The 25,602-nt window shown below is 68.7% G+C and carries 29 protein-coding genes; 16 read left to right on the plus strand and 13 right to left on the minus strand.

The genetic code is table 11. The features are described from left to right. Positions 1-6 precede the first annotated feature (6 nt). The 6 genes from U4Y91_RS17050 (at position 7) to U4Y91_RS17075 (ending at position 4,007) form a co-directional block, all read left to right on the plus strand. Positions 7-1,038 (plus strand): ABC transporter ATP-binding protein, encoded by a 1,032-nt coding sequence (locus U4Y91_RS17050; RefSeq protein WP_257772729.1) that lies wholly within the window; start codon positions 7-9, stop codon positions 1,036-1,038. A gap of 35 nt (positions 1,039-1,073) precedes the next feature. Then, the gene (locus U4Y91_RS17055) at positions 1,074-2,162 is read left to right on the plus strand and encodes an extracellular solute-binding protein (protein WP_321806014.1); all 1,089 of its coding nucleotides are present in this window, start codon (positions 1,074-1,076) and stop codon (positions 2,160-2,162) included. A 10-nt stretch (positions 2,163-2,172) separates the two neighbouring features. Then, positions 2,173-3,003: an ABC transporter permease gene (locus U4Y91_RS17060; protein ID WP_321797836.1), complete on the plus strand. Its 831-nt coding sequence runs from the start codon at positions 2,173-2,175 to the stop codon at positions 3,001-3,003. A gap of 70 nt (positions 3,004-3,073) precedes the next feature. After that, on the plus strand, positions 3,074-3,529 hold the full coding sequence (locus tag U4Y91_RS17065) for a TIGR00725 family protein (protein ID WP_415750470.1): 456 nt from the start codon (positions 3,074-3,076) through the stop codon (positions 3,527-3,529). Positions 3,530-3,553: 24 nt separating this feature from the next. Next, positions 3,554-3,676 carry a hypothetical protein gene (locus U4Y91_RS17070; RefSeq protein ID WP_321806016.1) on the plus strand — a complete coding sequence of 41 codons (123 nt, stop codon included), beginning with the start codon at positions 3,554-3,556 and terminating at the stop codon, positions 3,674-3,676. A gap of 136 nt (positions 3,677-3,812) precedes the next feature. After that, entirely contained in the window at positions 3,813-4,007 is a 195-nt protein-coding gene (locus U4Y91_RS17075; protein ID WP_321806017.1) for a YqaE/Pmp3 family membrane protein, read from the plus strand. Between the two features lie 119 nt (positions 4,008-4,126). Here the strand turns inward: U4Y91_RS17075 and U4Y91_RS17080 are convergent, their stop codons facing one another. From U4Y91_RS17080 to U4Y91_RS17090, 3 genes are read right to left on the minus strand one after another with little or no spacing between them, the layout of a single operon-like run. Next, on the minus strand, positions 4,127-4,306 hold the full coding sequence (locus tag U4Y91_RS17080; protein WP_044848496.1) for a hypothetical protein: 180 nt from the start codon (positions 4,304-4,306) through the stop codon (positions 4,127-4,129). Further along, a complete protein-coding gene (gene cydB / locus U4Y91_RS17085; protein WP_321806018.1) occupies positions 4,278-5,285 on the minus strand; it encodes a cytochrome d ubiquinol oxidase subunit II in 1,008 nt (335 codons plus the stop codon). Before cydB ends, U4Y91_RS17080 begins: the two co-directional genes overlap by 29 nt. Positions 5,286-5,314: 29 nt before the next feature. Continuing rightward, entirely contained in the window at positions 5,315-6,736 is a 1,422-nt protein-coding gene (locus U4Y91_RS17090; RefSeq protein WP_321806019.1) for a cytochrome ubiquinol oxidase subunit I, read from the minus strand. 386 nt (positions 6,737-7,122) lie between these two features. On the opposite strand from U4Y91_RS17090, the gene ltaE reads away from it, so the two are divergent. Further along, positions 7,123-8,136 carry a low-specificity L-threonine aldolase gene (gene ltaE, locus U4Y91_RS17095; RefSeq protein WP_321806020.1) on the plus strand — a complete coding sequence of 338 codons (1,014 nt, stop codon included), beginning with the start codon at positions 7,123-7,125 and terminating at the stop codon, positions 8,134-8,136. 114 nt (positions 8,137-8,250) lie between these two features. On the opposite strand, the gene U4Y91_RS17100 is transcribed toward ltaE, so the two are convergent. After that, positions 8,251-8,463, minus strand: coding sequence for a DUF1059 domain-containing protein (locus U4Y91_RS17100; RefSeq protein WP_257772842.1), 213 nt, complete (start codon positions 8,461-8,463; stop codon positions 8,251-8,253). Positions 8,464-8,622: 159 nt separating this feature from the next. Further along, a complete protein-coding gene (locus tag U4Y91_RS17105; RefSeq protein WP_321806021.1) occupies positions 8,623-9,528 on the minus strand; it encodes an HTH-type transcriptional regulator ArgP in 906 nt (301 codons plus the stop codon). 233 nt (positions 9,529-9,761) lie between these two features. Here U4Y91_RS17105 and U4Y91_RS17110 point away from each other — a divergent pair, with 233 nt between their 5' ends. Together U4Y91_RS17110 and U4Y91_RS17115 are read left to right on the plus strand one after the other, a co-directional pair. Continuing rightward, positions 9,762-10,832, plus strand: a complete 1,071-nt coding sequence (locus U4Y91_RS17110) for a rhodanese-like domain-containing protein (RefSeq protein WP_321806022.1) — start codon at positions 9,762-9,764, stop codon at positions 10,830-10,832. Between the two features lie 129 nt (positions 10,833-10,961). Then, positions 10,962-11,621, plus strand: a complete 660-nt coding sequence (locus tag U4Y91_RS17115; RefSeq protein WP_124486094.1) for a glutathione S-transferase family protein — start codon at positions 10,962-10,964, stop codon at positions 11,619-11,621. A 136-nt stretch (positions 11,622-11,757) separates the two neighbouring features. Here U4Y91_RS17115 and U4Y91_RS17120 read toward each other — a convergent pair whose 3' ends face one another. The 3 genes from U4Y91_RS17120 to U4Y91_RS17135 all read right to left on the minus strand — a co-directional run bounded on the left by U4Y91_RS17120 (position 11,758) and on the right by U4Y91_RS17135 (position 14,703). Beyond that, the gene (locus tag U4Y91_RS17120; protein ID WP_044848504.1) at positions 11,758-12,453 is read right to left on the minus strand and encodes a phosphatase PAP2 family protein; all 696 of its coding nucleotides are present in this window, start codon (positions 12,451-12,453) and stop codon (positions 11,758-11,760) included. A 655-nt stretch (positions 12,454-13,108) separates the two neighbouring features. Continuing rightward, complete coding sequence (locus U4Y91_RS17130) at positions 13,109-13,747, minus strand: 2-hydroxychromene-2-carboxylate isomerase (protein ID WP_321806023.1); 639 nt, start codon at positions 13,745-13,747, stop codon at positions 13,109-13,111. 134 nt (positions 13,748-13,881) lie between these two features. After that, the gene (locus U4Y91_RS17135) at positions 13,882-14,703 is read right to left on the minus strand and encodes an IclR family transcriptional regulator (protein WP_321806024.1); all 822 of its coding nucleotides are present in this window, start codon (positions 14,701-14,703) and stop codon (positions 13,882-13,884) included. Positions 14,704-14,876: 173 nt separating this feature from the next. Between U4Y91_RS17135 and U4Y91_RS17140 the strand changes: the two genes are divergently transcribed. The 4 genes from U4Y91_RS17140 to U4Y91_RS17155 all read left to right on the plus strand — a co-directional run bounded on the left by U4Y91_RS17140 (position 14,877) and on the right by U4Y91_RS17155 (position 19,680). Then, on the plus strand, positions 14,877-15,863 hold the full coding sequence (locus U4Y91_RS17140) for a hydroxymethylglutaryl-CoA lyase (protein WP_321806025.1): 987 nt from the start codon (positions 14,877-14,879) through the stop codon (positions 15,861-15,863). Then, positions 15,860-17,155, plus strand: a complete 1,296-nt coding sequence (locus U4Y91_RS17145; RefSeq protein WP_321806026.1) for a CaiB/BaiF CoA-transferase family protein — start codon at positions 15,860-15,862, stop codon at positions 17,153-17,155. Before U4Y91_RS17140 ends, U4Y91_RS17145 begins: the two co-directional genes overlap by 4 nt. A gap of 85 nt (positions 17,156-17,240) precedes the next feature. Further along, positions 17,241-18,548, plus strand: coding sequence for an MFS transporter (locus U4Y91_RS17150; protein WP_321806027.1), 1,308 nt, complete (start codon positions 17,241-17,243; stop codon positions 18,546-18,548). 1 nt (position 18,549) lies between these two features. After that, entirely contained in the window at positions 18,550-19,680 is a 1,131-nt protein-coding gene (locus U4Y91_RS17155) for an amidohydrolase family protein (RefSeq protein WP_321806028.1), read from the plus strand. Between the two features lie 33 nt (positions 19,681-19,713). Here the strand turns inward: U4Y91_RS17155 and U4Y91_RS17160 are convergent, their stop codons facing one another. The 3 genes from U4Y91_RS17160 to U4Y91_RS17170 form a co-directional block, all read right to left on the minus strand. Beyond that, positions 19,714-20,190 carry an SRPBCC family protein gene (locus U4Y91_RS17160; protein ID WP_044848511.1) on the minus strand — a complete coding sequence of 159 codons (477 nt, stop codon included), beginning with the start codon at positions 20,188-20,190 and terminating at the stop codon, positions 19,714-19,716. Positions 20,191-20,308: 118 nt separating this feature from the next. Beyond that, positions 20,309-20,794: an SRPBCC family protein gene (locus U4Y91_RS17165; RefSeq protein ID WP_321806029.1), complete on the minus strand. Its 486-nt coding sequence runs from the start codon at positions 20,792-20,794 to the stop codon at positions 20,309-20,311. After that, on the minus strand, positions 20,757-21,134 hold the full coding sequence (locus U4Y91_RS17170; protein WP_321806030.1) for a metalloregulator ArsR/SmtB family transcription factor: 378 nt from the start codon (positions 21,132-21,134) through the stop codon (positions 20,757-20,759). The genes U4Y91_RS17165 and U4Y91_RS17170 overlap by 38 nt, the downstream gene beginning before the upstream one ends. A 193-nt stretch (positions 21,135-21,327) precedes the next feature. On the opposite strand from U4Y91_RS17170, the gene U4Y91_RS17175 reads away from it, so the two are divergent. Together U4Y91_RS17175 and U4Y91_RS17180 are read left to right on the plus strand one after the other, a co-directional pair. Continuing rightward, on the plus strand, positions 21,328-21,858 hold the full coding sequence (locus U4Y91_RS17175; protein ID WP_321806031.1) for a GNAT family N-acetyltransferase: 531 nt from the start codon (positions 21,328-21,330) through the stop codon (positions 21,856-21,858). A 170-nt stretch (positions 21,859-22,028) separates the two neighbouring features. Next, complete coding sequence (locus tag U4Y91_RS17180) at positions 22,029-22,607, plus strand: hypothetical protein (RefSeq protein WP_321806032.1); 579 nt, start codon at positions 22,029-22,031, stop codon at positions 22,605-22,607. Positions 22,608-22,638: 31 nt separating this feature from the next. Here U4Y91_RS17180 and U4Y91_RS17185 read toward each other — a convergent pair whose 3' ends face one another. Next, the gene (locus tag U4Y91_RS17185; RefSeq protein WP_321806033.1) at positions 22,639-23,223 is read right to left on the minus strand and encodes a TetR/AcrR family transcriptional regulator; all 585 of its coding nucleotides are present in this window, start codon (positions 23,221-23,223) and stop codon (positions 22,639-22,641) included. Positions 23,224-23,561: 338 nt separating this feature from the next. Here U4Y91_RS17185 and U4Y91_RS17190 point away from each other — a divergent pair, with 338 nt between their 5' ends. Then, positions 23,562-24,266 (plus strand): SDR family oxidoreductase, encoded by a 705-nt coding sequence (locus U4Y91_RS17190; RefSeq protein ID WP_321806034.1) that lies wholly within the window; start codon positions 23,562-23,564, stop codon positions 24,264-24,266. Between the two features lie 58 nt (positions 24,267-24,324). Here U4Y91_RS17190 and fabV read toward each other — a convergent pair whose 3' ends face one another. Continuing rightward, positions 24,325-25,527, minus strand: coding sequence for an enoyl-ACP reductase FabV (gene fabV / locus U4Y91_RS17195; protein WP_321806035.1), 1,203 nt, complete (start codon positions 25,525-25,527; stop codon positions 24,325-24,327). Positions 25,528-25,602: the final 75 nt, after the last annotated feature.

The following is a 25,602-nucleotide window of genomic DNA, read 5'->3' on the forward strand; positions in this document are numbered from 1 at the left end:
ACCGTCATGAGTCTCGATTTCGAAAACGTCAGCTTCCAGTATCCGGGCGCCCGTCACGGCGTCGACGCGGTCACGCTGTCCGCGGCCCAGGGCGAACTGCTCGCCGTGATGGGCCGCAGCGGCTCCGGCAAATCGACGCTGCTGCGCCTCGCCGCCGGCCTGCTCGACGGGTACGGCGGCCGTATCGCGATCGGCGGCCGCGACATGGCCGGCGTGCCGGTGTGGCAGCGCGAGGTCGGAATGGTGTTCCAGCACTACGCGCTGTTTCCGAACCTGTCGGTCGTCGACAACGTCGCCTACGGCCTGAAGATGCGCGGCATGGCCGCGGCGCCGCGCCGCCGCCGCGCGCTCGAGATGCTCGAACGCGTCGGCCTCGCCGCGCAGGCCGGACGCAGCACGGCGCTGCTGTCCGGCGGGCAGCAGCAGCGCGTCGCGCTGGCTCGCGCGCTCGTGATCGAACCGAAGCTGCTGCTGCTCGACGAGCCGCTCGCGGCGCTCGACGCCGGCATTCGCCACCAACTGCGCGACGAAATCCGCGCGCTGCAGCGCGCCTGCGGCGCGACGACGCTGCTCGTCACGCACGATCAGGACGAAGCGCTCAGCATGGCCGATCGCGTGGCGATCGTCGACGGCGGACGCATGCTGCAGGCCGGTACCCCGCGCGACCTGTACGAGCGTCCGGCGACCGCGCAGGTCGCGCGTTTCGTCGGCCATTCGACGCTGCTGCGCGGCCGCGTGCTCGCGCATGGCGCGGTCGACGTGCGGTTCACGACGCTGCGCGCGGATACGGGTGCGCACCGGCCGGGCGACCCGGTCGAGGTGCTGATCCGGCCGGAACACCTGCAGCCCGATCCACCCGAGTCCGTCGCGAACCGCATCGACGGCCGGGTCGGCGAGGTGCGCTACTTCGGCGCGACCCAGCGCTTCGACTTCGTACCGGCCGGCGCGACCGACGCACTGCTCGGCGAAGGGCGCGAACTGCCCGCGCGCTGCGTGTCGATCGAGCCGCGCCATCTGCTCGTGCTGCCCGCCGCGTGAGCGCGGGCGACCTATTCATTCAACGGAGAATCACGATGTCTGCACGCCGCCACTTTCTTCATGCGACGCGCCGCCGCCTGCTGGCGCTCTGCGCGTTCGCGACCCTCGCGCCGGCGCTGGCCCATGCCGCGCCGCTGTATCCCGGCGAGGACGCGCTGTACGAGAAGGCCGCCGACGAAGGGCTCGTCGTGTCGTTCGACACGGGCCCGGAATGGGCGAACTGGAAGTCGCTGTTCGCCGAATTCCGCAAGCGCTACCCGAAGGTCGAGATCACGTACAACGACATCGGCTCGGCGGCCACGGTCGTCGCGCTCGACAAGTCGCGACGCCGCCCGCAGGCCGACACGGCGTACTACTTCGCGGCGTCGGCGCTCGATGCGACGGCCAAGGACGTCGTCGCGCCGTTCAAGCCGGTCAATTTCGACAAGCTGCCCACGGTGTTCCGCGCGGCCGACGGCCGCTGGTTCGCGGTGCATTCGCTGAACATCGCGCTGCTCGTCAACAAGAAGCTCGTGAAGAACGTGCCGCAGCGCTGGTCGGACCTGCTGAAGCCCGAATATCGCAATGCGGTCGTCTATCTCGATCCGCGCTCGACCGGGCAGGGGCAGGTCGCCGTATTCGCCGCCGCCTATGCGAACGGCGGCAGCGTCGACAACCCGAAGCCGGGCGCGGATTTCTTCGGCAAGCTGAAGCAGGCGGGCAACGTGCTGCGCGTCGAGGGGACGACGCCGTACGCGAAATTCGTCAAGGGCGAGATTCCGGTCCTGATCGGCTACGAGAACGACGGGCTCAAGGCCAAGTACGCGGACGGCATGGGCGATGCGGCCGAAGTCGTGATCCCGCAGGACGGCAGCGTGTCGGCGCCGTACGCGATGAGTCTCGTGAAGAATGGCCCGAATCCGGCCGCCGCGCAGCTGTGGCTCAACCTCGTGATGAGCGACGTCGGGCAGGGGCTGTTCGCGCAGGGCTTCGTGCGTCCGGCCGTGCCCGGCACGCCGGTCGCGCAGGACGTCGCCGCGAAGCTGCCGAACGCGCCGCAGGTGCGTCCGCTCGACGTCGCGAAGGCCGCGACGCACAAGGCCGAAGTCGACCAGCTCTGGTCGCAGGCCACGCTCGGCAAGTAAGGGGCGCGCGATGCGGGTTTCGTCCATGCAGCGCGGCGTCCTGCGCCGCTACGGCGCGGTGCCGGCGGCCGGGCTGTTCGCGGTGTGCTTCGTGCTGCCGCTTGCCGCGCTCGTCGGCGCCGCGTTCGACGGCGGCGGTCGTGCGTTCGCCGCGGTGTTCGGCGATCCGCTCGTCGCCGACGCGATCGTGCGTTCGCTGGCGCTCGCGATCGGCGCCGGCACGCTGTCGGTCGCTGTCGGCGTGCCGGTCGCGTTCGTGCTGGCCGGGCAGTCGCCGGCGCGGCGCCGCTGGTCGCTCGCGCTGCTCGGCGTGCCGCTTGCCTTCTCCGGCCTCGTGATCGCGTACGGCTTCATCCTCGTGTTCGGCCGCGCCGGCTTCGTGACAATGCTGCTGGCGTCGCTCGGCGCGGACCCGACCGTGGTCGGCGGCGCGATCTACACGATGCCGGGGCTCGCGTTTGCCTACGCGTACTACCTGATCCCGCGCGTCGCGCTGATGCTCTACCCGGCGCTCGCGAATCTCGACCGGCGGCCGCTCGAGGCGGCGCTGACGCTCGGCGCCCGGCCGTGGCGCGCGTGGATCGACGTCGCGTGGCGCGAGCTGTGGCCGTCGATCGCGTCGGCGTGGTGTCTCGTCGGTGCGATCGCGCTCGGCACGTACGGCACGGCGCTCGCGCTGGCCGGCACGCAGGTCAACATCCTGCCGCTGCTGATGTACCTGAAGCTGTCCGACGGACAGACCGATTTCTCGCAGGCCGCCGTACTGTCGATCGTGCTGACGGCGCTTTGCACCTGCGTTCTTGCACTGGGGGAAGGACTTGCACGGCAACGACGTCATTGAATGGTCGGACGACACGCGCGCCGCGCTGGCGCAGCTCGCGCAGCGACAGCGCGGCGCACACCGGCACCGGATGCCGGTCGGCGTGATCGGGCCGCGCGATGCGACTGACGCGCAGCTCGCCGTCGCCGAGCGGATCGCGCACGGGATCGCGGCGACGGGCATCGCGATCGTCGGCGGCGGCAAGCAGGGCGTGATGGAGGCCGCGGCGCGCGGCGCGCGGGCCGCGGGCGGATGCGCGATCGGGCTGCTGCCCGAGGACGATGCGCGGGACGCGAATCCGTACCTGTCGGTCGCGCTGCCGACCGGGCTCGGCATCACGCGCAATGCGCTGATCGCACGTGCGTCGCTGTGCCTGATCGCGGTCGGCGGCGGTCTCGGCACGCTGTCCGAAATCGCGCTGGGGCTGCAATGGGGCAAGCCGGTGTTCGCGATCTGCGACGCGCCGCAGGTGGCGGGCGTCGAGCGTTTCGACGAAGCGGATCCGCTCGTCGCGCAGGTTGCGCGATGGCTGTCCGGTTCGGCGTAGGTCGGCATCCCGGCTGACGGGAACATGCAGACGCTCGCGCGGATCGGCATGCGGCACACGTTCCGGGCGCGGCGCAGTATCTTCTCCAGCGATTTCGATACGGCTCTCGCGCGATGCGAGGGCCGTTTTTTTGCGGCCGGCGGGTGAAGAAGGCGGGGGCCGTGCGGACGTTCCGGCGCGGGGCGTCGGCTGTGTGCCGGGCGCGCGCCGGCTTGAAATGGGGGGCGTCACGCGCCATATTGGCCGCGTACGCTGTTCTTCAACGATGCGAAAAGGAAATCCGATGCGTCTGCTGCTTGCCCTCTTGCTGCCGTGGTTCCAGTTTTTCACGATCGGCCGCCCGGTCGCCGGCGTGATCTGCCTGATCCTGCAGCTCACGATCATCGGCTGGCTGCCGGCCGCGATCTGGTCGGTGTATGCGCTGAGCCAGTACAAGACCGATCGCAAGATCGAGGCGGCGCTGCGCGAGCGGCGGTAGGAGAGATGCGCGCGGCGCGCGGCGCCGGCGCGGTCGGCGAACCGGGGAAATAGGGGAAATCGGCCGGCGATATGAAAACGGCCGCTCCGATCGTCGTTCGATCGAAGCGGCCGCGCGGCTTACTTCACCGCGAACAGCGTCAGGTTCATGAAGATCTTGAACGCGTAGCCGAGCGTGACGGCGCCGAGCACACCGCCCGCCCACAGGACGACGAACCACATCCAGCCGCGCATCCGCGGCCGCGGCGCGTCGGGCCGGCGCGCGGCGGGATCAGTGGTGGTAGTAATGCTGGTCTTCATGGCGCACCTTGCCTCGGAATACCCAGTAACCCATCGTCGTGTAGGCGATGATGATCGGGAGGATAACCGCTGCGCCGACCAGCGTGAAGGTCTGGCTCGACCGCGGCGCCGCCGCTTCCCAGATCGTCATCGTCTGAGGAATCGCATACGGGAACATCGTGACGAGCAGGCCGACGTAGCCGAGCAGCACGAGTGCCAGCGCGAGCACGAACGGCGTCATGTCGTGCCGGTTGCGTACCGCGCGACGCATCCACACCGCGCACCCGGCGACCAGAAACGGCACCGGCAGCAGGCGCCAGAACAGCCCCGCATCGAACCAGCGCTGCGCGACCGCCGGATCCTGCAGCGGCGTCCACAGGCTGACGACCGCGATGAAGCCGAGCAGCACGACGGTCAGCGGCCACACGACGCGATGCAGGCGGCGCTGCAGGTCGCCTTCCGTCTTCGCGACGAGCCAGCAGCAGCCGAGCAGTGCATACGTGACGATCAACCCGAGGCCCGTCAGCAGGCTGAACGGCGTGAGCCAGTCGAATGCGCCGCCGGCGTACACGCCGTCCTTCACGTCGATGCCCTGCAGGAACGCGCCGAGCGCGATCCCCTGGAACAGCGTCGCGCCGGTCGAGCCGCCGATGAACGCGAGATCCCACAGCTGCTTCGTGCGCCGCGCCTTCGCGCGGATCTCGAACGACACGCCGCGAAAGATCAGGCACACCAGCATGAAGATCAGTGGCAGGTACAGCGCCGACAGCACCGTCGAATAGACGATCGGGAACACCGCGAACAGCCCGGCGCCGCCGAGCACGAGCCACGTTTCGTTGCCGTCCCACACGGGCGCGACGGTGTTCATCATCAGGTCGCGTTCCTTCTCGTCCGGGAAGAACGGGAAGACGATGCCGATGCCGAGGTCGAAGCCGTCGAGCACGACGTACATGAAGAGCCCCAATGCGATGATCGCGGCCCAGATTACGGTGACGTCCATAGGTTTTCTCGTTTGCGAAAGTGGGGGGCTCAGACGGTCTCGATCAGCTCGTCGACGGCCGACATCGGGCGGCGCGCGGTGTGATCGGGGCGCGTGTCGGGCTCGCCGTGCCGCGCGTCGTGCTTGACGTCGGGCAGCGCGGGGCCGGCCTTCATCAGCTTCAGCATGTAGTACACGCCGGTGCCGAACACGAGGAAGTAGACGATCACGAACGTCATCATCGACAGGCTGACCTGCTGCACCGACAGCGGCGACACGGCCTGCGCGGTGCGCATCACGCCATACACGACCCAGGGCTGGCGGCCCGCTTCGGTCGTCACCCAGCCCGCGAGCAGCGATACGAAGCCGGTCGGGCCCATCACGAGCGCGAGGCGCTGGAACCACTTCGCTTCATACAGGCTGCCGCGGCGGCGCAGCAGCCACGCGAGCGCGGCGAGGCCGATCATCGCGAAGCCGAGGCCGACCATGATCCGGAAGCTCCAGAACACGACCGTCGAGTTCGGGCGATCCTCGGGGCGGAATTCCTTCAGCCCGCGGATCTCGCCGTCCCAGCTGTGCGTGAGGATCAGGCTGCCGAGGTGCGGCACCTGCACCGCGTAGCGGGTCGTTTCGGCCTTCATGTCCGGAATGCCGAACAGGTTGAGCGCCGTGCCGCCCTTTTCGGTTTCCCACAGCCCTTCGATCGCGGCGATCTTCGCGGGTTGGTGCTTCAGCGTGTTGATGCCGTGCTGGTCGCCGATCACGGCCTGCAGCGGCGCGAGCACCAGCAGCAGCCACAGCGCCATCGAGAACATCTTCTTCACGCTCTTGTCGCGGCGGCCCTTCAGCAGGTGCCACGCGCCGGTCGCGGCCACCACCAGCGCGGCGACGATGAACGCGGCGATCGCCATGTGGAACAGGCGGTACGGGAACGACGGGTTGAAGACGATCGCGAACCAGTCGGTCGGCACGATGCGGCCGTCGACGATCTCGAAACCCTGCGGCGTCTGCATCCAGCTGTTCGACGCGAGGATCCAGAACGTCGAGATCAGCGTGCCGATCGCGACCATCAGCGTCGCGCCGAAGTGCGCGCGCGGGCTGACGCGGTTCCAGCCGAACAGCATGATGCCGAGGAAGCCGGCTTCGAGGAAGAACGCGGTCATCACCTCGTACATCAGCAGCGGGCCGGTGACCGAACCGGCGAAGCTCGAGAAGCCCGACCAGTTGGTGCCGAACTGATAGCTCATCACGACGCCGGAAACCACACCCATTCCGAACGCGACCGCGAAGATCTTCGACCAGAACAGGCAGAGTGTCTTGTAGTACTGCTTGCCGGTCTTCAGCCAGCGATATTCGAGCACGGCGATGAAGCTGGCGAGGCCGATGCTCAGCGCCGGGAAGACGATGTGAAAGGAGACGGTGAACGCGAATTGCAGGCGGGCCAGATCGAGGGCCGAAAATGCGGTGTCCATACCAGTTGACCGAGGCTTGACGATACCCGCCGGCGGGGTGCCGGCGGACCCCGGCCGGAGGGGGCATCGGGGTTGGCTGGAGTATGTGCCGCGATGTTGCGCCGCGAAATGCGCCAACTCGTCGCAGATGTCCAGCCCGGCGCGCGCGGTTTCGGGATAAATCGTTGATTCGTATCAAGATCGCGGCGCGCACCGCAGGCGAGCGTGGCGTGGCGGTCTGCCGCACGTGCGGCAATATGGCGCGTCGCATCACGGGAACGATGCGGCGTGCGCGAAGGCGCGGCGCGATGCATCGGCAAGCGCTGCGCGAATTGCGTACACTCTGAGTCTCGTTTCGGCAGGGCCGGGCGCATCGGTACCGGTCCGCGTTCACTCAGGGCACGAAGATGATCGATTTACGCAGCGATACCGTGACACGTCCGAGCCAGGCGATGCTGGCCGCGATGACTGCCGCCGAAGTCGGCGACGACGTATGGGGCGACGACCCCACCGTGCTGCGCCTGCAGGCGGTCACGGCCGAGCGGGCCGGCAAGGAAGCCGGCCTGTTCTTCCCGAGCGGCACGCAGAGCAACCTCGCCGCGCTGATGGCCCATTGCGAACGCGGCGACGAATACATCGTCGGCCAGCTCGCGCACACCTACAAGTACGAAGGCGGCGGCGCGGCCGTGCTCGGCAGCATCCAGCCGCAGCCGATCGAGAACGCGCTCGACGGCACGCTGCCGCTCGCGAAGATCGCCGCGGCGATCAAGCCGCTCGACAATCACTTCGCCCGCACGCGCCTGCTCGCGCTCGAAAACACGATCGGCGGCCAGGTGTTGCCGGACGGCTATGTGCAGGAAGCCGTCGCGCTCGCGCGCACCCGCGGACTGGCCACGCACCTCGACGGCGCGCGCGCGTGCAATGCGGCCGTCGCGTCGGGCCGTCCGATCGCGGAACTGTGCGCACCGTTCGATACCGTGTCGATCTGCTTCTCGAAAGGGCTCGGCGCGCCGGTCGGTTCGGTGCTGGTCGGCAATCGCGCGCTGGTCGAGCGCGCGCAGCGCTGGCGCAAGGTGCTGGGCGGCGGGATGCGGCAGTCGGGCATTCTCGCGGCGGCCTGCCTGTATGCGCTCGACCACAATGTCGAGCGGCTGGCCGACGATCACGCGAACGCCGCGCATCTCGCGGCAGGCCTCGCGCGCATCGAGCCGGTGAAGGTGCTGTCGCATGCGACGAACATGGTGTTCGCGCAATTCCCCGAAGCCGATTGCGCGCCGCTCGAGGCATGGCTCAAGGCGCGCGGGATCCTCACGCAGATGCTGTACGCGTCGCGCTTCGTCACGCACTGCGACGTGTCGCGCGCGGATATCGATACCTTCATCGATGCGGTCGGCGCGTATTTCGCGCAGCGGCGTACGTAAAGCGGAATGCGCCGGCCGGCGGGGGGCGCCGGCGCGTCGTGGCGCGAAGCAGGAGCAGGGAGGCGGCGGGGGCGGCGATGCGGCCCGTCTGTCGATATCTGGCGTGCCGGCGGGTTACGCTTGCCGGGGCATGTCGGCGGGCGGCGTGCCGTCGCGGAACAGTGATTTCAGTTGCGTGCGCAGTTCGGCGCTGTCGGTGTGCTGGTGCACCGAGACCGCATGTTGCACGGCGGCCTCCAGCAGTTCGTTGTCGGAGTCGGCGGAAATTGCGACCGAGCAATTCATCGCGCTGGGAAACTCGCGGCAATCGATATAACGGCGGGGCATGATGTTCTCCTCACGGGAAAGGGAACGGCCGGATATGCGTGATCGGCCGCGCGGCGCGTTCGCGGGGCCGATGAAAAAAGTATAGGCGGCGCGGCGGCGTTTCTCTTGGCCGCGCATGCCGCGCGACGTGCCGCGCCGGCGGTGTCGATCACCCGCTCGTCACGGCAGCGGCGCGAGCAACCGGCGCGCCGCTTCGACCACCCGTGCGGACAGCGACGCCATCGTCGGCGACTGCACGGTCCATGCGTGCCAGTACAGCGTGATGTCGGTCGGATGCAGCGGCGCGAGATCGACGAGCCCCTGCGCGTCGAGCGGTGCGCCGCCGAGCAGCGGCTCCGGCACCATCGCGTAGCCGAGCCCGTGCCGCACCGCCGCGCAGTGCGCGTGCGTGCCCGGCACGTAATGGCACGGATACGCGCCTTCGGGCAACCCGAACTTCTCCTTCAGGAACGAGGACTGCAGCGTGTCGCGCCGCGAATACGCGACGACCGGCGCATGGCGCGCGCTCGTGCGGTTCAGGCCGCGCGGAAACCAGCGCAGCGCGAACGCGGCGGCCGCGAGCAGCCGGTAGCGCATCGTGCCGAGCGGCGTCGCGACGCAGCCGCGCATCGGCTTCGGCTCGGTCGTCACGCAGCCGACGGCCATCCCGCTTTCGAGCAGCGCGAACGTGTGGTCCTGGTCCTCGACGATCAGCTCGAACAGGATGCGCTCGCCCGCGAGCACCGACGTCAACGCGGGCAGGAACCAGGTGCCGAGGCTGTCGGAGTTCAGCGCGATCGTGACCGAGATCGGCGATTCGCGCTCGGTCGCGAGCGTGCTTTGCAGGTCGGCCTGCAGCAGCGCGACGCGGCGCAGGTGCCGCAGCACGCGCTGCCCGGCCGCCGTCGGCCGGCACGGCCGCGTGCGCAGCACGAGCGGCGCGCCGAGGCTCGCCTCCAGCGCGCGGACCCGCTGCGTGACGGCGGACGCGGTCACGTGCAGGCGCACGGCGGCCTGCTCGAAGCTGCCGGTGTCGGCGACGGCCAGCAGCGCGGCGGCTTGCTTCGGATCGATCGTCAGAGACATGGCGACGCAATTCTTGTGAACGTAAGACGAGAACAGGCGGTAGTGTAAGGCAGCACGCGCGACGGTCCGGGTGCGGCGTGACGTCTCGCCGCGTGCATCGACGCCGGTGGCGCGCGTGTTTTGAACTACGCTGTATGAACGTGTGCCCGCGAGCCGGCGCTACACGCGGTGCGGGTTGCACGACCCGCACCCTCCACCCAACCGCCACGCCCAGCCGACGGAGCGACTTCGCCATGATCTTCCGGCAACTCTTCGACCCGCAATCGTCGACCTACACATATCTGCTCGCCGACCGCGCATCGCGCGACGCGCTGCTGATCGACCCCGTGTTCGAGCAGGTGCGCCGCGATGCGGCGCTGCTCGACGAGCTCGGGCTGCGGCTCGTCGCGACCGTCGATACGCACGTGCACGCCGATCACGTGACGGGGGCGTGGCTGCTGAAGCAGCGCACCGGCAGCGCGATCGCGATTTCGGCCGCGAGCGGCGCGCAGGGCGCCGACCGCTACCTGAACGACGGCGATCGCTGCGCATTCGGCCCGCGCTACCTGACCGTGCGCTCGACGCCGGGCCACACGAGCGGCTGCATCAGCCTCGTGCTCGACGATGAATCGATGGCGTTTACCGGCGACTGCCTGCTGATTCGCGGCACCGGCCGCACCGACTTCCAGCAGGGTGATCCGCGCGCGCTGTATCGCGCGGTGCACGGCCGGCTCTTCACGCTGCCGGCCGCATGCCTGCTGTATCCCGCGCACGACTATCGCGGGCTCACGGTCACGAGCGTCGGCGAGGAGCGGCGCTTCAATCCGCGCCTCGGCGGCGATCTCAGCGAGGACGATTTCGCGGGCTACATGCGCAACCTCGGGCTCGCGCATCCGCGCCAGATCGACGTCGCGGTGCCGGCGAACCTGCAGTGCGGGCTCGCCGCGAACGCGCCCGACGTGCAGGCGGCGCCTGACTGGGCGCCGCTCGTCTATACGTTCGCCGGGTTCTGGGAAATCGATCCGCAGTGGCTCGAGGATCACCTGCCGGCAGTGCAGGTCGTCGACGTGCGCGAGCCGGACGAATTCACCGGCCCGCTCGGCCACCTGCCGGGCGCGACGCCGATTCCGCTCGGCGAACTGGCCGCGCGCACCGGCGAACTCGCGCGCGACCGGCCGATCGTGACCGTATGCCGCGCGGGCGGCCGCTCCGCGCAGGCGACCGTGATCCTGCTGAAGGCCGGTTTCGATGCCGTCGCGAACCTCGGCGGCGGGATGCTGCGCTGGCGCGGCGAAGGCCGCGTCGTGATGGACGGCCGGTCGTAGCGGCGCGATGCCGCGCAACGGAAAAAAATGTTCGGACCGGTGTCGAATCGGCCCGGGGCCGTTCGTCGTCAAGATATCCGATCACGTGGCGCCGCATGACGCGGCGCCGAAACCCGGAGAGACCCCGCGATGACGCCGACGCTTTACGCCCATCCCTTTTCGTCCTATTGCCAGAAGGTGCTGACCGCGCTGTACGAGAACGGCACGCCGTTCGACTATCGCGTGCTCGCGCACGACGATCCGAAGCCGATGCAGGAACTGGCCGCGCTGTGGCCGCTGAAGCGCTTCCCGGTGCTCGTCGATGCGGGCCGTACCGTGATCGAGGCGACGATCATCGTCGAGTATCTCGATCTCTACCATCCGGGCCCCGCGCGGCTGGTGCCCGACGACCGGCGCGCGGCGCTGGAAGTGCGGATGATGGATCGTTTCTTCGACAACTATGTCGCGACGCCGCAGCAGAAGGTCGTGTTCGATGCGTTGCGGCCGGAACACGAGCGCGATGCGAGGGGCGTCGCCGATGCGCGCGCGATGCTCGAAACGTCGTACGCATGGCTGGATCGCACGATGGCCGATCGTGAATGGGCGGCCGGCGACCGCTTCAGCCTCGCCGACTGCGGCGCGGCGCCGTTCCTGTTCTACGCGGACTGGACGCACCGGATCGATCCATCGTTCGCGAACGTGATCGCATATCGCCGGCGGCTGCTTGCGCGGCCGTCGTTCGCGCGTGCGGTCGACGAAGCGCGGCCGTATCGCTCGTTCTTCCCGCTCGGGGCGCCCGACCGCGACTGACGTGCGCGGCCGCCATTGCCGCAGCGGCGACGATCAGGACGGCGGCGCGCGCCGGGCGCGATGCCGCCGTGCAGGGCCGGCAGCGTGTGCCCGGGCGTCGTGTCGACAGCAGCGGATGCATGGCGGCGCCGTCCCGTTACATCGCCGTATGCTTGACCGACTGCGCGAGCGTCAGCAGTTCGTCGAACTGCGTGATCAGCTCGAAGCACAGCAGGAACGCGAGCGTATACGCCGGCGCGGGGAAGCGCCGGATCGCCTCCAGCACCTGCGGCGCGAAGCGCGATCGAATCGCATCGCGCGTCAGCAGCCACGCGAGCGCGATGCCGATCGCGGCACCGGCGATCAGGTCGGTCGGGTAGTGATAGCCGAGATACGCGCGCGGCACGCAGATGAACACGACCGCGTACAGCAGCGAGAACACGCCGGCGCGTCGCGCGATGATGAAGATGCCCGTCGCGATCGCCATCCACAGCATCGCGTGATCGCTCGGAAACGAACTCCAGGCCTGCAGCGTGGCCGCACGCAATTCCTCGGACGGGAAGTGCAGGTGCAGATCGGGGTTGTAGATCGGCCGCACGCGGAACGGCAGGACTTTCGCGAGCAACCGGCCGAACGCGAGCGCGACGAGCCCGCTCGCGACCGTCGCGATGACCAGCTCGCGTTGCCGTTCGCGCTGCGGTCCCGGCTGGAACCACAGCCAGCACAGCACGGGGATGAGGACGAAGCCCTTGAACGTATAGAGGCCGGCGATCACGCGGATCGCATGGTTCATCAGCGGTCCGAACGTAATGTGGGTGAGGAAGATCTGGATCGTGGTGTCGAAATTGTTCATGTTCTGCGACCCCGGCGGACACGCAGCACATGACATGCGACCGGCAGGATCAGGAAGCGCGCTCGCATCGGAGCGCAATGGGGGGCAAGTATGTCACCGGTAATTTCGAAGAAAATGGGAAAAAATACCGGGAATCCCCTGAGAAAACGTACTTTGCCGATGGGGCCGGATTGGGGAGGGCCGTGCGGTGCGGCCGTGAGAAATGATCCGATGATTGCGCGCGGGGGCCGGGCGCGGGCGAAAAAATAATCGGTTGAACTGCGCAATCCGGCGACGCGTTCCGAATCTTGCATCGGATGAACGAATGCCGCCTGTCTCTCGCACGAATCGGCCGTGCAGCGCGGGGCCGCACAGCACCGATCGAAAATAAAAGAAAAGGCGGGCAAGCCCTGCGGACCCGTCCGCCTTCCAATCGCGATGCCGAAAATCGGCGGCGCCACGTGCGCACGGCCAGTGCCGCTGGCGACGTTGTCGGCGCCGGCACGATCACCGTATTCCGGGCAGGTTGAGCGAGCAACGAACTGCCGAGCGCGGAGCCGCCCGCCATCCCGATGCGCATGCCGACGAACAGCACCGCATCGAGGCGGCCGTGCGACGCGGTGCGGCTGCGCGTCGAAGGACGCGACACGTGAGCCGCAAGCGCCGGGGCGCGCCGTCAGCCGCGCCGGATGCCTTCGGGCAGCGCGCTGATGCGGCGCACTTCGGGCGAGTCGAGCCACGCGCGGGACGTCGCGCAGTCGACGAACATGTCGGTCGCATCGTCGCCCCAGAACAGGTCGCCGTCGAGTTCGAAGGTCGGCACGCCGAACACGCTATGCGCGATCGCCTGATCGGTGTTCGCGCGCAGCGCGTCCTTCACCGCTTGCGCGTCGACGGCCGTCACGCCTTCCGGAAAGCCGACTGCCTCGCACAGCGCGGCGAAACCCTCTGGCGTCGATACGTCCTGGCCGTCGCACCAGATGTGCCGGAAGATCCGCCGGATCGCATCGGGCGTGTTGCCCATCGCGATCGAGAGACGCAGCGGCCGGATCGGGTTGAACGGATGCGCGGGCGGCATCCGGAATGGAATGCCGAGCTTGTCCGCGCGGTACTGCGCGTGGCGATAGGTGAAGATGCGCTTCGCCGCGATCTCGGCCGGCGCTTTCTGGCCCCAGTGCGTGAGCAGCGCGCCGAGCACGATCGGTTTCGGCTCGTAGGCGGCGGCAGGCGGCAATTGGTCGAACCGTTCCTGCTGCAGGTAGGCGAACGGCGAGACGAAATCGAAATACCAGGTGGCGGTGCGCGGGGCGTGCATCGTGGGGTTCCCTTGTGCGTGTCCGGATGGCAGTGGCATGTGCCGCGCCGGCGGGCGGCGCGCTGCATGCGGCAGCGGCCAGTGTCGCATGCGGCCGGCGTTTGCGCTGCCGCGTCGCCGGACGCGCGTGCCGGCTAGGACTGCGCGGTATCGTCCGCCGCCGCAGTGAAGCGCGCGAGACTGTCGCGCACGGCCTGCGCGTCGTAGCGCGCGCCGGCGCCACCGAGCGCGACGGTCGCCTTCTGCGCGAGCGGCAACAACATCGCGAGCGCCGCGGCCATCGCCGGCGCGGCGGCCAGCCGCGATTTCGGGCCGGACACCGTGAGCGCGCCGACGCAATCGCCGGCCGCGCCGAACACCGGCACGGACGCCGACGCCGTCTCCGGGTCGCGCTCGCCGTACGACGCGGCCCACAACTGTTCGCGTACGTCGTTCCAGCGCGCATCGTGCGGGTCGGTGAACGCGAGCAGCACCTTCCCGGACGCCCCCTGGTGAACCGGAAACTCCTCGCCGACCCGGATCGACACACGCACCGTGCGCGTGGGTTCGACGCGGTAGAGCACCGAGCGCATCTCGCCGTGGCGCACGTAGAACGATGCCGTTTCGCCGAGTTCGCGGCTCAGCGTCTCGAGCAACGGTTCGACCACCGGGCCGACCCGGAACGAGCGCTGATACAGCGCGGCGAGCCGCAACGGCTCGTGTCCGACCGCGTACTGGCCGTCGTCGAGCTTGCGCATGAAGCCGCCGTGCTCGAGCGCGGCGAGCAGGCGCAGGATCGTGCTCTTGTACAGCCCGGTGCGGCGCGACAGTTCCGCGAGCGACAGCCGGTCGTCGGTTTGCCCGAAGGCATGGAGGATCGCGAACGCGCGATCGAGGACGGCGACGCCGCTGGAGGCGTCGGCCGACGAGTCGGGGGCTGCGCCGGTGTGTTCTGCGGGGAGCGAGGTCGGAGGCACGGCTTGCGGGTCCTTGGGTAACGGTCGATCCACTATATCGTTCTGCCTGATAGAACGCAAGTTCCATAAAATCGCAATTTCACGGGTATACCCCGCTTACAGCCGATTCGATGCGCCTCTAAAGTTCCGTCAAACAGAACGTTGTTCTTTTAGATAGAACTATGAGGTGTCGAATGAGCGTTTCCGGGTATCCAGAGGTGCTGGTCAGCGAGGTCGGGCCGCGAGACGGCCTGCAGAGCATCAAGGCCGTGATGCAGACGGCCGACAAGCGGCGCTGGATCACCGCGCTCGCCGCGGCCGGCCTGCGCGAGATCGAGGTCGGGTCGTTCGTGCCCGCGCGGCTGTTGCCGCAGATGGCCGACGTGCGGGAAGTCGTCGCGCATGCGCTGGCGATTCCCGGGCTGCACGTCGCCGCGCTCGCGCCGAACCTGCGTGGCGCCGAAAGCGCGTTCGAGGCGGGCATCCACAAGCTGACGCTGCCGGTTTCGGTGACCGAGGCGCACTCGCTGGCGAACATCCGCAAGACGCCCGCGCAGATGATCGACGAGGTGCGCGCGATCGTCGCGCTGCGCGATGCGCGGTTTCCGTCGGTGCGGATCGAGGCCGGCGTGTCGGTCGCGTTCGGCTGCACGATCGCCGGCGCGGTCTCCGACGACGAGACGATCGCGATGGCGGCCGCGATGGCCGAATGCGGGGTCGACGAGATCGGTCTGTCCGATACGAGCGGCTATGCGAACCCGGCGCAGGTGCGCCGGCTGTTCACGCGCCTGCAACGCGAAGTCGGCGACAAGGCCGGCGGCGCGCACTTCCACAACACCCGCGGGCAGGGGCTCGCGAACGTCGTCGCCGCGCTCGACGCCGGCGTGACGACGATCGACGCGAGCCAGGGCGGCCTTGGCGGCTGCCCGTATGCACCGGGCGCGACCGGCAACATCGTCACCGAGGATCTGGTGTTCCTGCTGGAGTCGATGGGCGTCGATACGGGCATCGACGCCGATGCGCTGCTCGCCGCGCGCGCGATCCTGCACGCGGCGCTGCCTGCCGAGCCGCTGTACGGCCACGTGCCGGACGCGGGGCTGCCGAAGGGGTTCCGTTACGCGGACGGCCGTGCGCCGTCGGCGGCCCAGCCGGAAGGTTGCCAGACGGGAGTCGCGCAATGAACGATCGCCAACCGGCCGCGGCGCTGCCGTACGAAGGCGTGCGCGTGATCGAGATGACGCACATGGTGATGGGCCCGACCTGCGGCATGCTGCTCGCGGATCTCGGCGCGGAAGTCATCAAGATCGAACCGATCGCGGGCGACAGCACGCGTGCGCTGCGCGGTTCCGGCGCGGGCTTCTTCGGGATGTTCAACCGCAACAAGAAGAGCCTCGCGGTCGACGTGAAGGATCCGCGCGGGCTCGCGATCGTGCGGCGGCTCGTCGCGACGGCGGACGTGTTCAGCGAGAACTTCAAGAGCGGCACGATGGATCGGCTCGGTCTCGGCCATGCCGCGTTGTCCTCGCTGAATCCGCGCCTGGTGTACGTGTCGCACAAGGGTTTCCTGCCGGGGCCGTACGAACATCGCACCGCGCTCGACGAAGTGGTGCAGATGATGGGCGGTCTCGCATACATGACGGGCCCCGAAGGCCGGCCATTGCGTGCGGGCTCGAGCGTGAACGACATCATGGGCGGGATGTTCGGCGCGATCGGCGCGATGGCCGCGCTCGCGCAGCGCGAACGCACCGGCCGCGGCCAGCAGGTGCAGAGTTCGCTGTTCGAGAACAACGTGTTCCTCGTTGCGCAGCACATGATGCAGTTCGCGGTGACGGGGCAGGCCGCGTCGCCGATGCCGAGCCGCATTTCCGCGTGGGCAGTCTATGACGTGTTTTCGGTGAAGGACGGCGAGCAGATCTTTCTCGCGGTCGTATCGGACACGCAGTGGGCGCTGTTCTGCGACGCATTCGGCCTCGCCGCGCTGAAGGACGATGCGCGTCTTGCAACCAACAACTTGCGCGTGCAGGCCCGCGAGTGGCTGCTGCCCGAACTGCGTGCGCGTCTCGCCGCGCATTCGGCGGCGGAGATCGGCGCGATCTTCGAGTCGATCGGCCTGCCGTATGCGCCGATCACGAAGCCGCAGGACCTGTTCGACGATCCGCACCTGCTCGCGACGGGCGGGCTCGAAGCCGTGACGCTGCCGGCCGACGCGAGCAGCGCCGGCCGGCCGGTCGACACGCGCACCGCGCTGCTGCCGCTCACGCTCGCGGGCGAGCGTCTGCGGCTGCGCGCGGCGCCGCCCGCGCTCGGTCAGGACACGTGCGCGTTGCTCGGCGAGCTCGGCTATACGCCGGACGAGGCCCGGGCGCTGATCGCTGCCGGCGTCGTCGCCGGGTCGCACGGACACGGTGCGGACGGCCAACCGCCGGGCGTGGCGGCCGATGCGCCTTCGGCGAACGAAGTGGCGAGCGCGTAGCGCCGCCGCGATCCATCGAACGAACAAAAGGCGTCCTGCCCGTGCGATCGCGCGGGCGCGGAGCGCCGCATCCACGGAGACAACCATGACATCCGCTTCCCCGGCGCTGGCCGCCGATCGCGAGACCGACGCGTCGATCGAGCAACGGGCCGTGCGCAAGGCCGCGTGGCGTTTCATTCCACTGCTCGCGCTCGCGTACTTCTTCAACTACCTCGACCGCACGAGCGTCGGGTTCGCGGCGCTGACGATGAACCGCGATCTCGGCTTGACCGCGACGCAGTTCGGCTGGGGCGCGGGGATCATGTTCGCCGGCTATTGCGTGTTCGAAGTGCCGAGCAATCTCGCGCTCTATCGCTTCGGTGCGCGGCGCTGGCTCGCGCGCATCATGATCACGTGGGGACTGATGGCGGCGGCGACCGCGCTCGCGACGGGGCCGACGAGTTTTTATGCGATCCGGCTGCTGCTCGGCATCGGCGAAGCGGGCTTCTTTCCGGGCGTGATCTTTTTCCTCGCGGTGTGGTTTCCGGCGAGTTACCGCACTCGCGTGCTCGCGTGGTTCACGGTGTCGACACCGCTGTCGTCGCTGATCGGCGGCCCGTTGTCGACGTGGCTGCTGCAGCTCGACGGCGCGCTCGGCCTGGCAGGCTGGAAGTGGATGTTCATCGTCGAAGGGCTGCCGGCGTGCGCGCTCGGTTTTCTCGTGCTGAAGCTGCTTTCCAATTCGCCCGCGGATGCCGCGTGGCTGTCGAGCGCCGAGCGTGCCGCGCTGCAGCGCGCGTTCGAGCGCGAAGGCGCGGGCGCCGGCCGCAAGAAGCACTTCGGCGTCGCGCTGCGCGACGGGCGCGTGTACGTGCTCGCGCTGATCTCGTTCGGCTTCACGATGGGTTCTTACGGGATCGGCATCTGGTTGCCGCAGATGCTCAAGGCACACGGCATGTCGACGATGCAGACGGGCTGGCTTTCCGCGGTGCCGTACTTCTTCGCGACCGTCGCGCTGCTGTGGTGGGCGAAGCGGGTGGACCGGCGCGGCGGCCCGATCGCGAACCTGGCGATCGGGCTGGCCATCGGCGCGGTGGCGCTCGGCGTGTCGACCCACTTCCTGACGCTCGGGCCCGCACTCGTCGGCATCACGCTCGCGCTGATCGGCACGATTGCCGGCCGCACGATCTTCTATACGCTGCCTTCGCGCTTCCTGTCCGGCCAGGCGGCGGCCGGCGGGCTGGCGCTGATCAATTCGATCGGCGCGCTCGGCGGATTCGCGGGTCCTTATCTCGTCGGCTACCTGAAGGACGGCTTCGGCACCTTCACGGCCGGGATGCTCGGCCTCGCGATCGTCCTGGCGATCACGACGCTGCTCACGCTGTCGCTGTACGCATTCGATCGGAGCGAATGACATGGATGCGACCATTTCGATCAAACGACGCCGGTTGCTCGGTGCGGCCGCAGCATCGCTCGCCCTGCCTGCATGGGCCGATACGCGCGCGCCGGCTGAAAACGGACCTTCCCGCATGACGACCCAAGGCAACTATCTCGCAGTGCGAAGCGACTGGCTCGCATCTGCGCTCGAACCCGCACTCGATCCGGATCTGCCGATCGTCGATGCGCATCATCACTTCTACGAGCGGCCGGGCTGGATCTACATGCTCGACGACTATCTGCAGGACGCGCGATCCGGCCACAACGTCCAGGCATCCGTCTACATGCAGGCGCTGACGCGCTATCGCGACGCGGGCCCGGCCGAACTGAAGCCGGTCGGCGAGACGGCCTACGTCGCCGGCGTGACGGAGCCGCTGCAACACAGCGGCCCGGCCGTCGCGAAAGGCATCGTCGGGCACGCGGACCTGCGGCTCGGCGAGCGCGTGCGCGACGTGCTCGAAGCGCATGTCGACGCGGGGCGCGGACGCTTTCGCGGCGTTCGACACCTGAGTACCTGGGATGCCGATCCGTCGCTCGCCAACCCGCTGTCGGCGGTGCCGCGCGGGCTGTTGCTCGATCCCGCGTACCGGGCCGGCGTCGCGCAGCTCGCGCCGCTCGGACTGTCGTACGACGCGTGGCTGTTCTTTCCTCAATTGCCCGAGCTGTTCGATCTGGCGAAGGCGAACCCCGACACGCGGATCGTCGTCAATCATTGCGGCGGCGTCGTGCGGATCGCGAGCTATGCGGACCAGCGGCCGGAAGTCTTCCAGCGCTGGTCGGCGTCGATGCGCGCACTCGCGCAGCTGCCGAACGTATTCGTGAAGGTCGGTGGTCTCGGCATGCGGATCAACGGGTTCGATTTCGAGAAGGGTGCGCGGCCGCCGTCGTCCGAACAGCTCGCCGCCGCGTGGAAGCCGTGGATGCTCACGTGCATCGAGGCGTTCGGCGCCGAGCGCTGCATGTTCGAGAGCAATTTTCCGGTCGACAAGGGCTCGTATTCGTACGCGAACGGCTGGAACGCGTTCAAGCGACTGACCGCACACGCGAGCCCGGACGAGCGCGATGCGCTGTTCCGCGGGACCGTCTCGCACGCGTACCGGCTCGGTTGACGCGTACCGCGCACGTCGCGTCGCGCTAGCTAGCTAGCCCGTCTCGACCAGCGCCGCCAGCCGGGCGAGCGCCATGCGCCAGCCGGTCTCGTTGTCGGCCGCCGGTACGCCGGGCGGCACACCGTCGTGCACCGCATCGACGCGTGTGCCGCCAGCTTCGTCGGACAGCGTGATCGTGATCGTCATCGCGCCGCGCAGCATCGGATCGTCGGTTTCGAACACGTCGATTTCGACGATCCGTTCGTCGGGCACGAGCGTCACGAAGCGGCCGTGATAGGTGTCGGTGTGCGCGGTGGTCTTGCCGGTGCCGTCCGACGGTTCGTCGTAGCTCAGCGACACGCGCAGCGCGCCGCCTTCGCGCGCGTCGTAGGCGAGCACGCGGCACGTCATGCCGTCCGGCACCTTCCATTGTTCGACGGCGTGCGGATCGAGCAGCGCACGGTAGACGCGCCCGCGCGGTGCGTTCAGGTGCCGGCTGACCCGGGTCGAATGCGTGTGCATCTGCAGCATGTGGCCTCCTGCGGAGCGCGCGCGACGGTGCACGCCGGATGCCGGCGTGTCGTCACGCTTCCTTCAGGAATCCTAGGCGCGCGCGCGGCGCCATGCAATGGCCCGCGCCCGTGCGTATTCAGCGCAATGCGGACGCGAATTCGTCGAGCTGCGTGATGCAGGTGTTCCAGCCCTCGAAGAAGCCGAGTGCCTCGTGGCGCTCGCGCGTCGCGGCGTCGGGATGCATCACGCGCGCCTCGTAGCGGCACCCGGCGGCGTCATCCGCCATCGTGACGATCGCCGTGAAGCCCAGCCACGGCACCTGCGGCCGCCAGCCGCCCGCGAGCATCGACGTGAACACGATGCGCGCTTCCGGCACGATGTCGAGGAAGCATCCGGGGTTGTCGCTCGTGCCGCCGTCGGGGCCGCGCATGAACGTGTGGAAGGCGCCGCCCGGGCGCAGGTCGAACGCACGGACTTCGGTGGTCCACGGTTTCGGGCACCACCATTCCTTCAGCAGTTCGGGATCGGTCCACGCGCGCCAGAGCGCCTGGCGCGGCGCGCGCAGCGTGCGTGTGATGACGAGGTCATGAGCTTCGGCGGGGTCGACGTGGCGGGTTGACATGCGCGTGTTCCTCCTGGTGACGGCGTTCGACGAATTCCACGAGACGATTGGCGCGCGCTTCCCACAGCGCGCGCTGCGCGGCGAGCCACTGCTCGGCTTCGGCCAGCCGGCCGCCGACCAGCTCGCAGGTGCGCGTGCGGCCGGTTTTCCGGGTCGTGACGAGGCCGCTGCGCGCGAGCACCGCGACATGCTTCATCAGCGACGGCAGCGCCATGTCGAACGGCGCGGCCAGTTCCGAAACGGTCCGCACGCCGTTGCCGAGCGCGCTGACGATCGCGCAGCGCGTCGGATCGGCGAGCGCCTGGAATACGTCGGTAATGCCGGGTTGAAAGTTGGCCATGCGGCTAAGTGTAGGCAATGCAACGGGAATTTTCGTCGCTTAGGATGATGGGGTGGTAACACGCGCCGACCGGGCCGGCGTCGTGTTGCCGGGCATCCGCCGACGTTGCGCATGTATCGGCAACGCCGGCATTCCATTCGATCCGGGCGCACGTCGGCCGAACGCGTGCCCCGCCTGATATACCGGAGAGGGTATGACAGAACCTGTGACCGTCCGCCGCGTCGACGCGAGCGAAGCCCGCGCCTGCATCGGCGCGCTGGCCGACGTGCTGATCGATTGCGTCGAAGGCGGCGCGTCCGTCAGCTTCATGTTGCCGATCGAACGCTCGACGGCCGTCGCGTTCTGGACGCGGGTTGCCGACGGCGTCGCGAGCGGCGAGCGCATCCTGCTGATCGCCGAGGACGCGGCCGGCCGGATCGTCGGCACCGTGCAACTCGTGACCGCGCAGCCGGAGAACCAGCCGCATCGAGCGGACATCGCGAAGATGCTCGTGTCGCGTCATGCGCGCCGGCAGGGCGTCGCCGCGCGGCTGATGGCGGCCGCCGACGACGCCGCGCGCGCCGCCGGCAAGACCGTGCTCGTGCTCGACACCGTGACGGGCGGCGATGCCGAGCGCCTGTACGAGCGGGCCGGCTGGCAGCGCGTGGGCGTCGTGCCGAACTATGCGCTGATGCCCGACGGCGCGTTGTGCGCGACGACGTATTTTCACAAGCAGCTCGCGTAACGGGGCCGGATGCGGTCGCGATCCGGGGCGCGACCGGCGCGCGTGCACGGCGGCGCAGCAGTACCGGCGTCGGAAGCCGGGTGAACAAGAAAAGCCGGCCGGCGCCGCCGCGGCTCCGATATATTCGTGCTGGAACACGCCATCGCACCGCCAACGGAATCGCCGTCTCGATGAAACGCTCCCATGTCGCTTTCGCCCTCACGGGCCTGCTCGTCGCGGTGCCGATCGCCGCCTACGCGCTCGTCAAGCCGCTGCGCGTCGTCGCGCCCGCGCTGCTGCCCGGCGTGTCATGCCCGAGCGCGGACATCTGCACCGACGATGCCGCGAAGCTCGGCATCGCGCAGCAGCTCTATCGCGACGGCTACGCGCGCGCGGCCGCGGCCGTCGGCCCGTTTCGCGACGCGCCGCGCGTCGTGTTCTGCTCGACGCGCGCGTGTGCCGACCAGTTCGGTCTCGGCGAACGCGCGGCACTGACGCTCGGGGATTTCGGCGTGGTCGTCGCGCCGCGCGGCTGGCAGACCTACTTTCTCGCCCACGAGCTGATCCACCACCGGCAGGCCGAAGTGCTCGGCAATCTCGCGGTCGCGACCAAGCCGCGCTGGCTGATCGAGGGGATGGCGTATGCGCTCAGCGACGATCCGCGTCATCCGCTGACGGAGCCGTTCGAGTCGTGGCGCACGCAATTTGCAGCGTGGCATGCGGCGCTCGGCCAGCGGCCGTTGTGGGACGCCGCCAGGGCCGTGCAATAGCGACCGCGCGCGACCGGCGCCCGTCGTGCCGCTACGCCGGCACGGCCGGATCGTCGGGCTGCGCGCCGAGCGTGCGCCGACCCGCGTCGAGGATCTCGTCGGCCAGCGCCGGATCGGTGCCGGCGATCGCGCGTGACAGCACGAGCGCACCGACCATCTGGCTGAAGACGGTGATCGCGTCGCGGCGCGTGTCCGCCGCGGCCGAGCCTTCGGCGGCCACCATCCGTTCCAGCCGGTCGAGATACGCGGCGACGCCGTGCGCGTAGCACGCGCGCGCCGCGTCGGTCAGCCGGGGTGCGTCGCCGGCGAAACCCGATAGCGGGCAGCCGGCTTCGACGTTGTCGCGATGCGTGATCGACAGGTACGCCGTCGCCTGCTTCGCGACGCTGCCGGCGTTCGGTGAATCCGCGCGGTCCTGGATGGCCTTCTCCATCACCGCGGCGACCAGCGCATCCTTCGATTTGAAGTGGTTGTAGAAGCCGCCCTGCGTGAAGCCGGCTTCCTTCATCAGCTCCGTCAACCCCACCGCGTCGACACCGCGCACCCGGAACAGCCGCTCGGCGGCCGCGACGATCGCGTTGCGGTTTTCGGCGGCCTGTTGTCTCGAGACGCCCATCGATCCCTCCCTCATTCCGGCAATTGCGTCGATTGAAAAACACAATGGTGATCGCCATTGACGCGTCGAAATCGCGCTGACACAATGCACCGCAAAGACAATGGTGATCGACATTGACATCGAGTGTAGCCGACTTCGTGAATGAAGCGAAGCGACCGGCGCGGCACGGATGGATGTCGGTCCCGGGTGCGGCGTGGCGTGGGCGGCGGACTGCCCGGCTTCCGGCACGGCACCGGCGGAGCAACGGTTCGGTACGCGATGGCAGCGTGGTTTATCACCGGATCCCGGGCGCGCGGCGAACCGGCGCGAGCGGGATCCTTTCTCCGAAAGGAACGAGCATGAAGATCGAAGGTGCAGTGGTGTTCGTCACGGGCGCGAACCGCGGGCTCGGCCGCGAGTTCGCGAAGCAGGCGCTCGAACGCGGGGCGCGCAAGGTCTATGCGGGCGCGCGCGATCCGGCCAGCGTGACGCTGCCGGGCGTGATGCCCGTGAGGCTCGACGTGACCGATCCGGCGGCGGTCGCCGCGGCCGCCGATATCGCGCGCGACGTCACGCTGCTGATCAACAACGCGGGCATCGCGCGACTCGGCAGCCTGACCGACGACGGCGCGGTCGACGCGTTGCGCGATCACTTCGAAACCAACGTGTTCGGGATGCTGGCGATGTCGCGCGCCTTCGCGGGAACGCTGGCCGGCCAGGGTGGCGGCGCGATCCTGAACGTGCTGTCGGTCGCGAGCTGGGTGAACCGGCCGATCCTGTCGGGCTACGGCGTGTCGAAGTCGGCCGCGTGGGCGCTGACCAACGGGCTGCGGCATTCGCTGCGCGAGCAGCATACGCAGGTCGTCGGGCTGCATGCGGGGTTCATCGATACCGACCTGACGGCCGGCCTCGACGTGCCGAAGGCCACGCCGGCCGACGTCGTGCGCCAGGCCTACGAGGCAATCGAAGCAGGGGAGGAGGAAGTGTCGACCGACGAGTTCACGCGGCAGGTGAAGGCCACGCTGTCGTCGGGCGTCTATCTGGAAGAGCCGGCGCCGCGTTGACTCGGCCGGCAACGCGACCCCGCCGCCCGCTCGATGAGCGCGGCGGCGGGGCGTTTCGTCAGACCGTCGTGTCGATGATGCCCGGGATCTTCACGTCCGGGTTCACGTCCGCGTCGTAGTCGACGCCGGCGATCTCGAAGCCGAACAGGCGCAGGAATTCCGTCTTGTAGCCCGCGAAGTCGGTCATCTCGTACAGGTTCTCGTTGGTGACCTTGTCCCACATCGCGACGACCTTGTCCTGCACTTGCGGATCGAGTTCCTTGTAGTCCGCGCGCAGACGGCCTTCCTCGTCGACGTGCGGCGTCGCGCCGTACAGGCTGTCCTTCAGGAGCCCGTACACCTGCTCGATGCAGCCTTCGTGCGTGCCCTTTTCCTTCATCACCTTGAACAGCAGCGACAGGTAGAGCGGCATCATCGGGATCGCCGAGCTCGCCTGCGTGACGACGGCCTTCAGCACCGACACGCGCGCGTCGCCGCCATGCGCGGCCAGCTTGTCGCGGATCGACAGCACCTTCTTGTCGAGATCCTTCTTCGCTTCGCCGATCGAGCCGTTCCAGTAGATGTCGTGCGTGATCTGCTCGCCGAGATACGTGAACGCGGTCGTCTTCGCGCCGTCGGCCAGCACGCCGGCTTCATCGAGCGCGTCGATCCACATCTGCCAGTCCTCGCCGCCCATCACGGCGACGGTGCCGTCGATCTCTTCCTGCGTCGCCGGCTCGAGCGACACTTCGCGGATCACTTCCTTGTCGGTGTCGAGGCCGCGGAACGTGACCGACTTGCCGACCGGCTTCAGCGTCGAGCTGATCGTTTCGCCCGTCTTCGGGTGTGTGCGGCGCGGTGCCGCGAGGCTGTAGACGACCAGGTCGACCTTGCCGAGATCCTGCTTGATGGTGTCGATCGTGATCTGCTTGACCTTGTCGGAGAATGCATCGCCGTTGATGCTGCGTGCATAGAGCCCCTTTTCGGCGGCGAATTTCTCGAACGCGGCGCTGTTGTACCAGCCGGCGGTGCCCGGCTTCGTCTCGCTGCCGGCGCGCTCGAAGAACACGCCCAGCGTGTCCGCGCCCGAGCCGAAGGCGGCCGAGATCCGGGCGGCGAGGCCGTAGCCGGTCGACGCGCCGATCACGAGCACCTTCTTCGGACCGTTGGCGATCGGGCCGTGCGAAGTCACGTAGTCGATCTGTTCCTTGACGTTGGCTTCGCAGCCGACCGGATGAGTGGTCACGCAGATGAAGCCACGCACGCGCGGTTTGATGATCATGGGAGAACCTCTAGTCAGAAAGGCGCGGACGGCCTGAAATCGGAAAAATCCCGCGCATTGTAATGGAAGCGGGCG

This window comes from Burkholderia sp. BCC1993 (assembly GCF_905339865.1).
Taxonomy (GTDB): Bacteria; Pseudomonadota; Gammaproteobacteria; order Burkholderiales; family Burkholderiaceae; genus Burkholderia.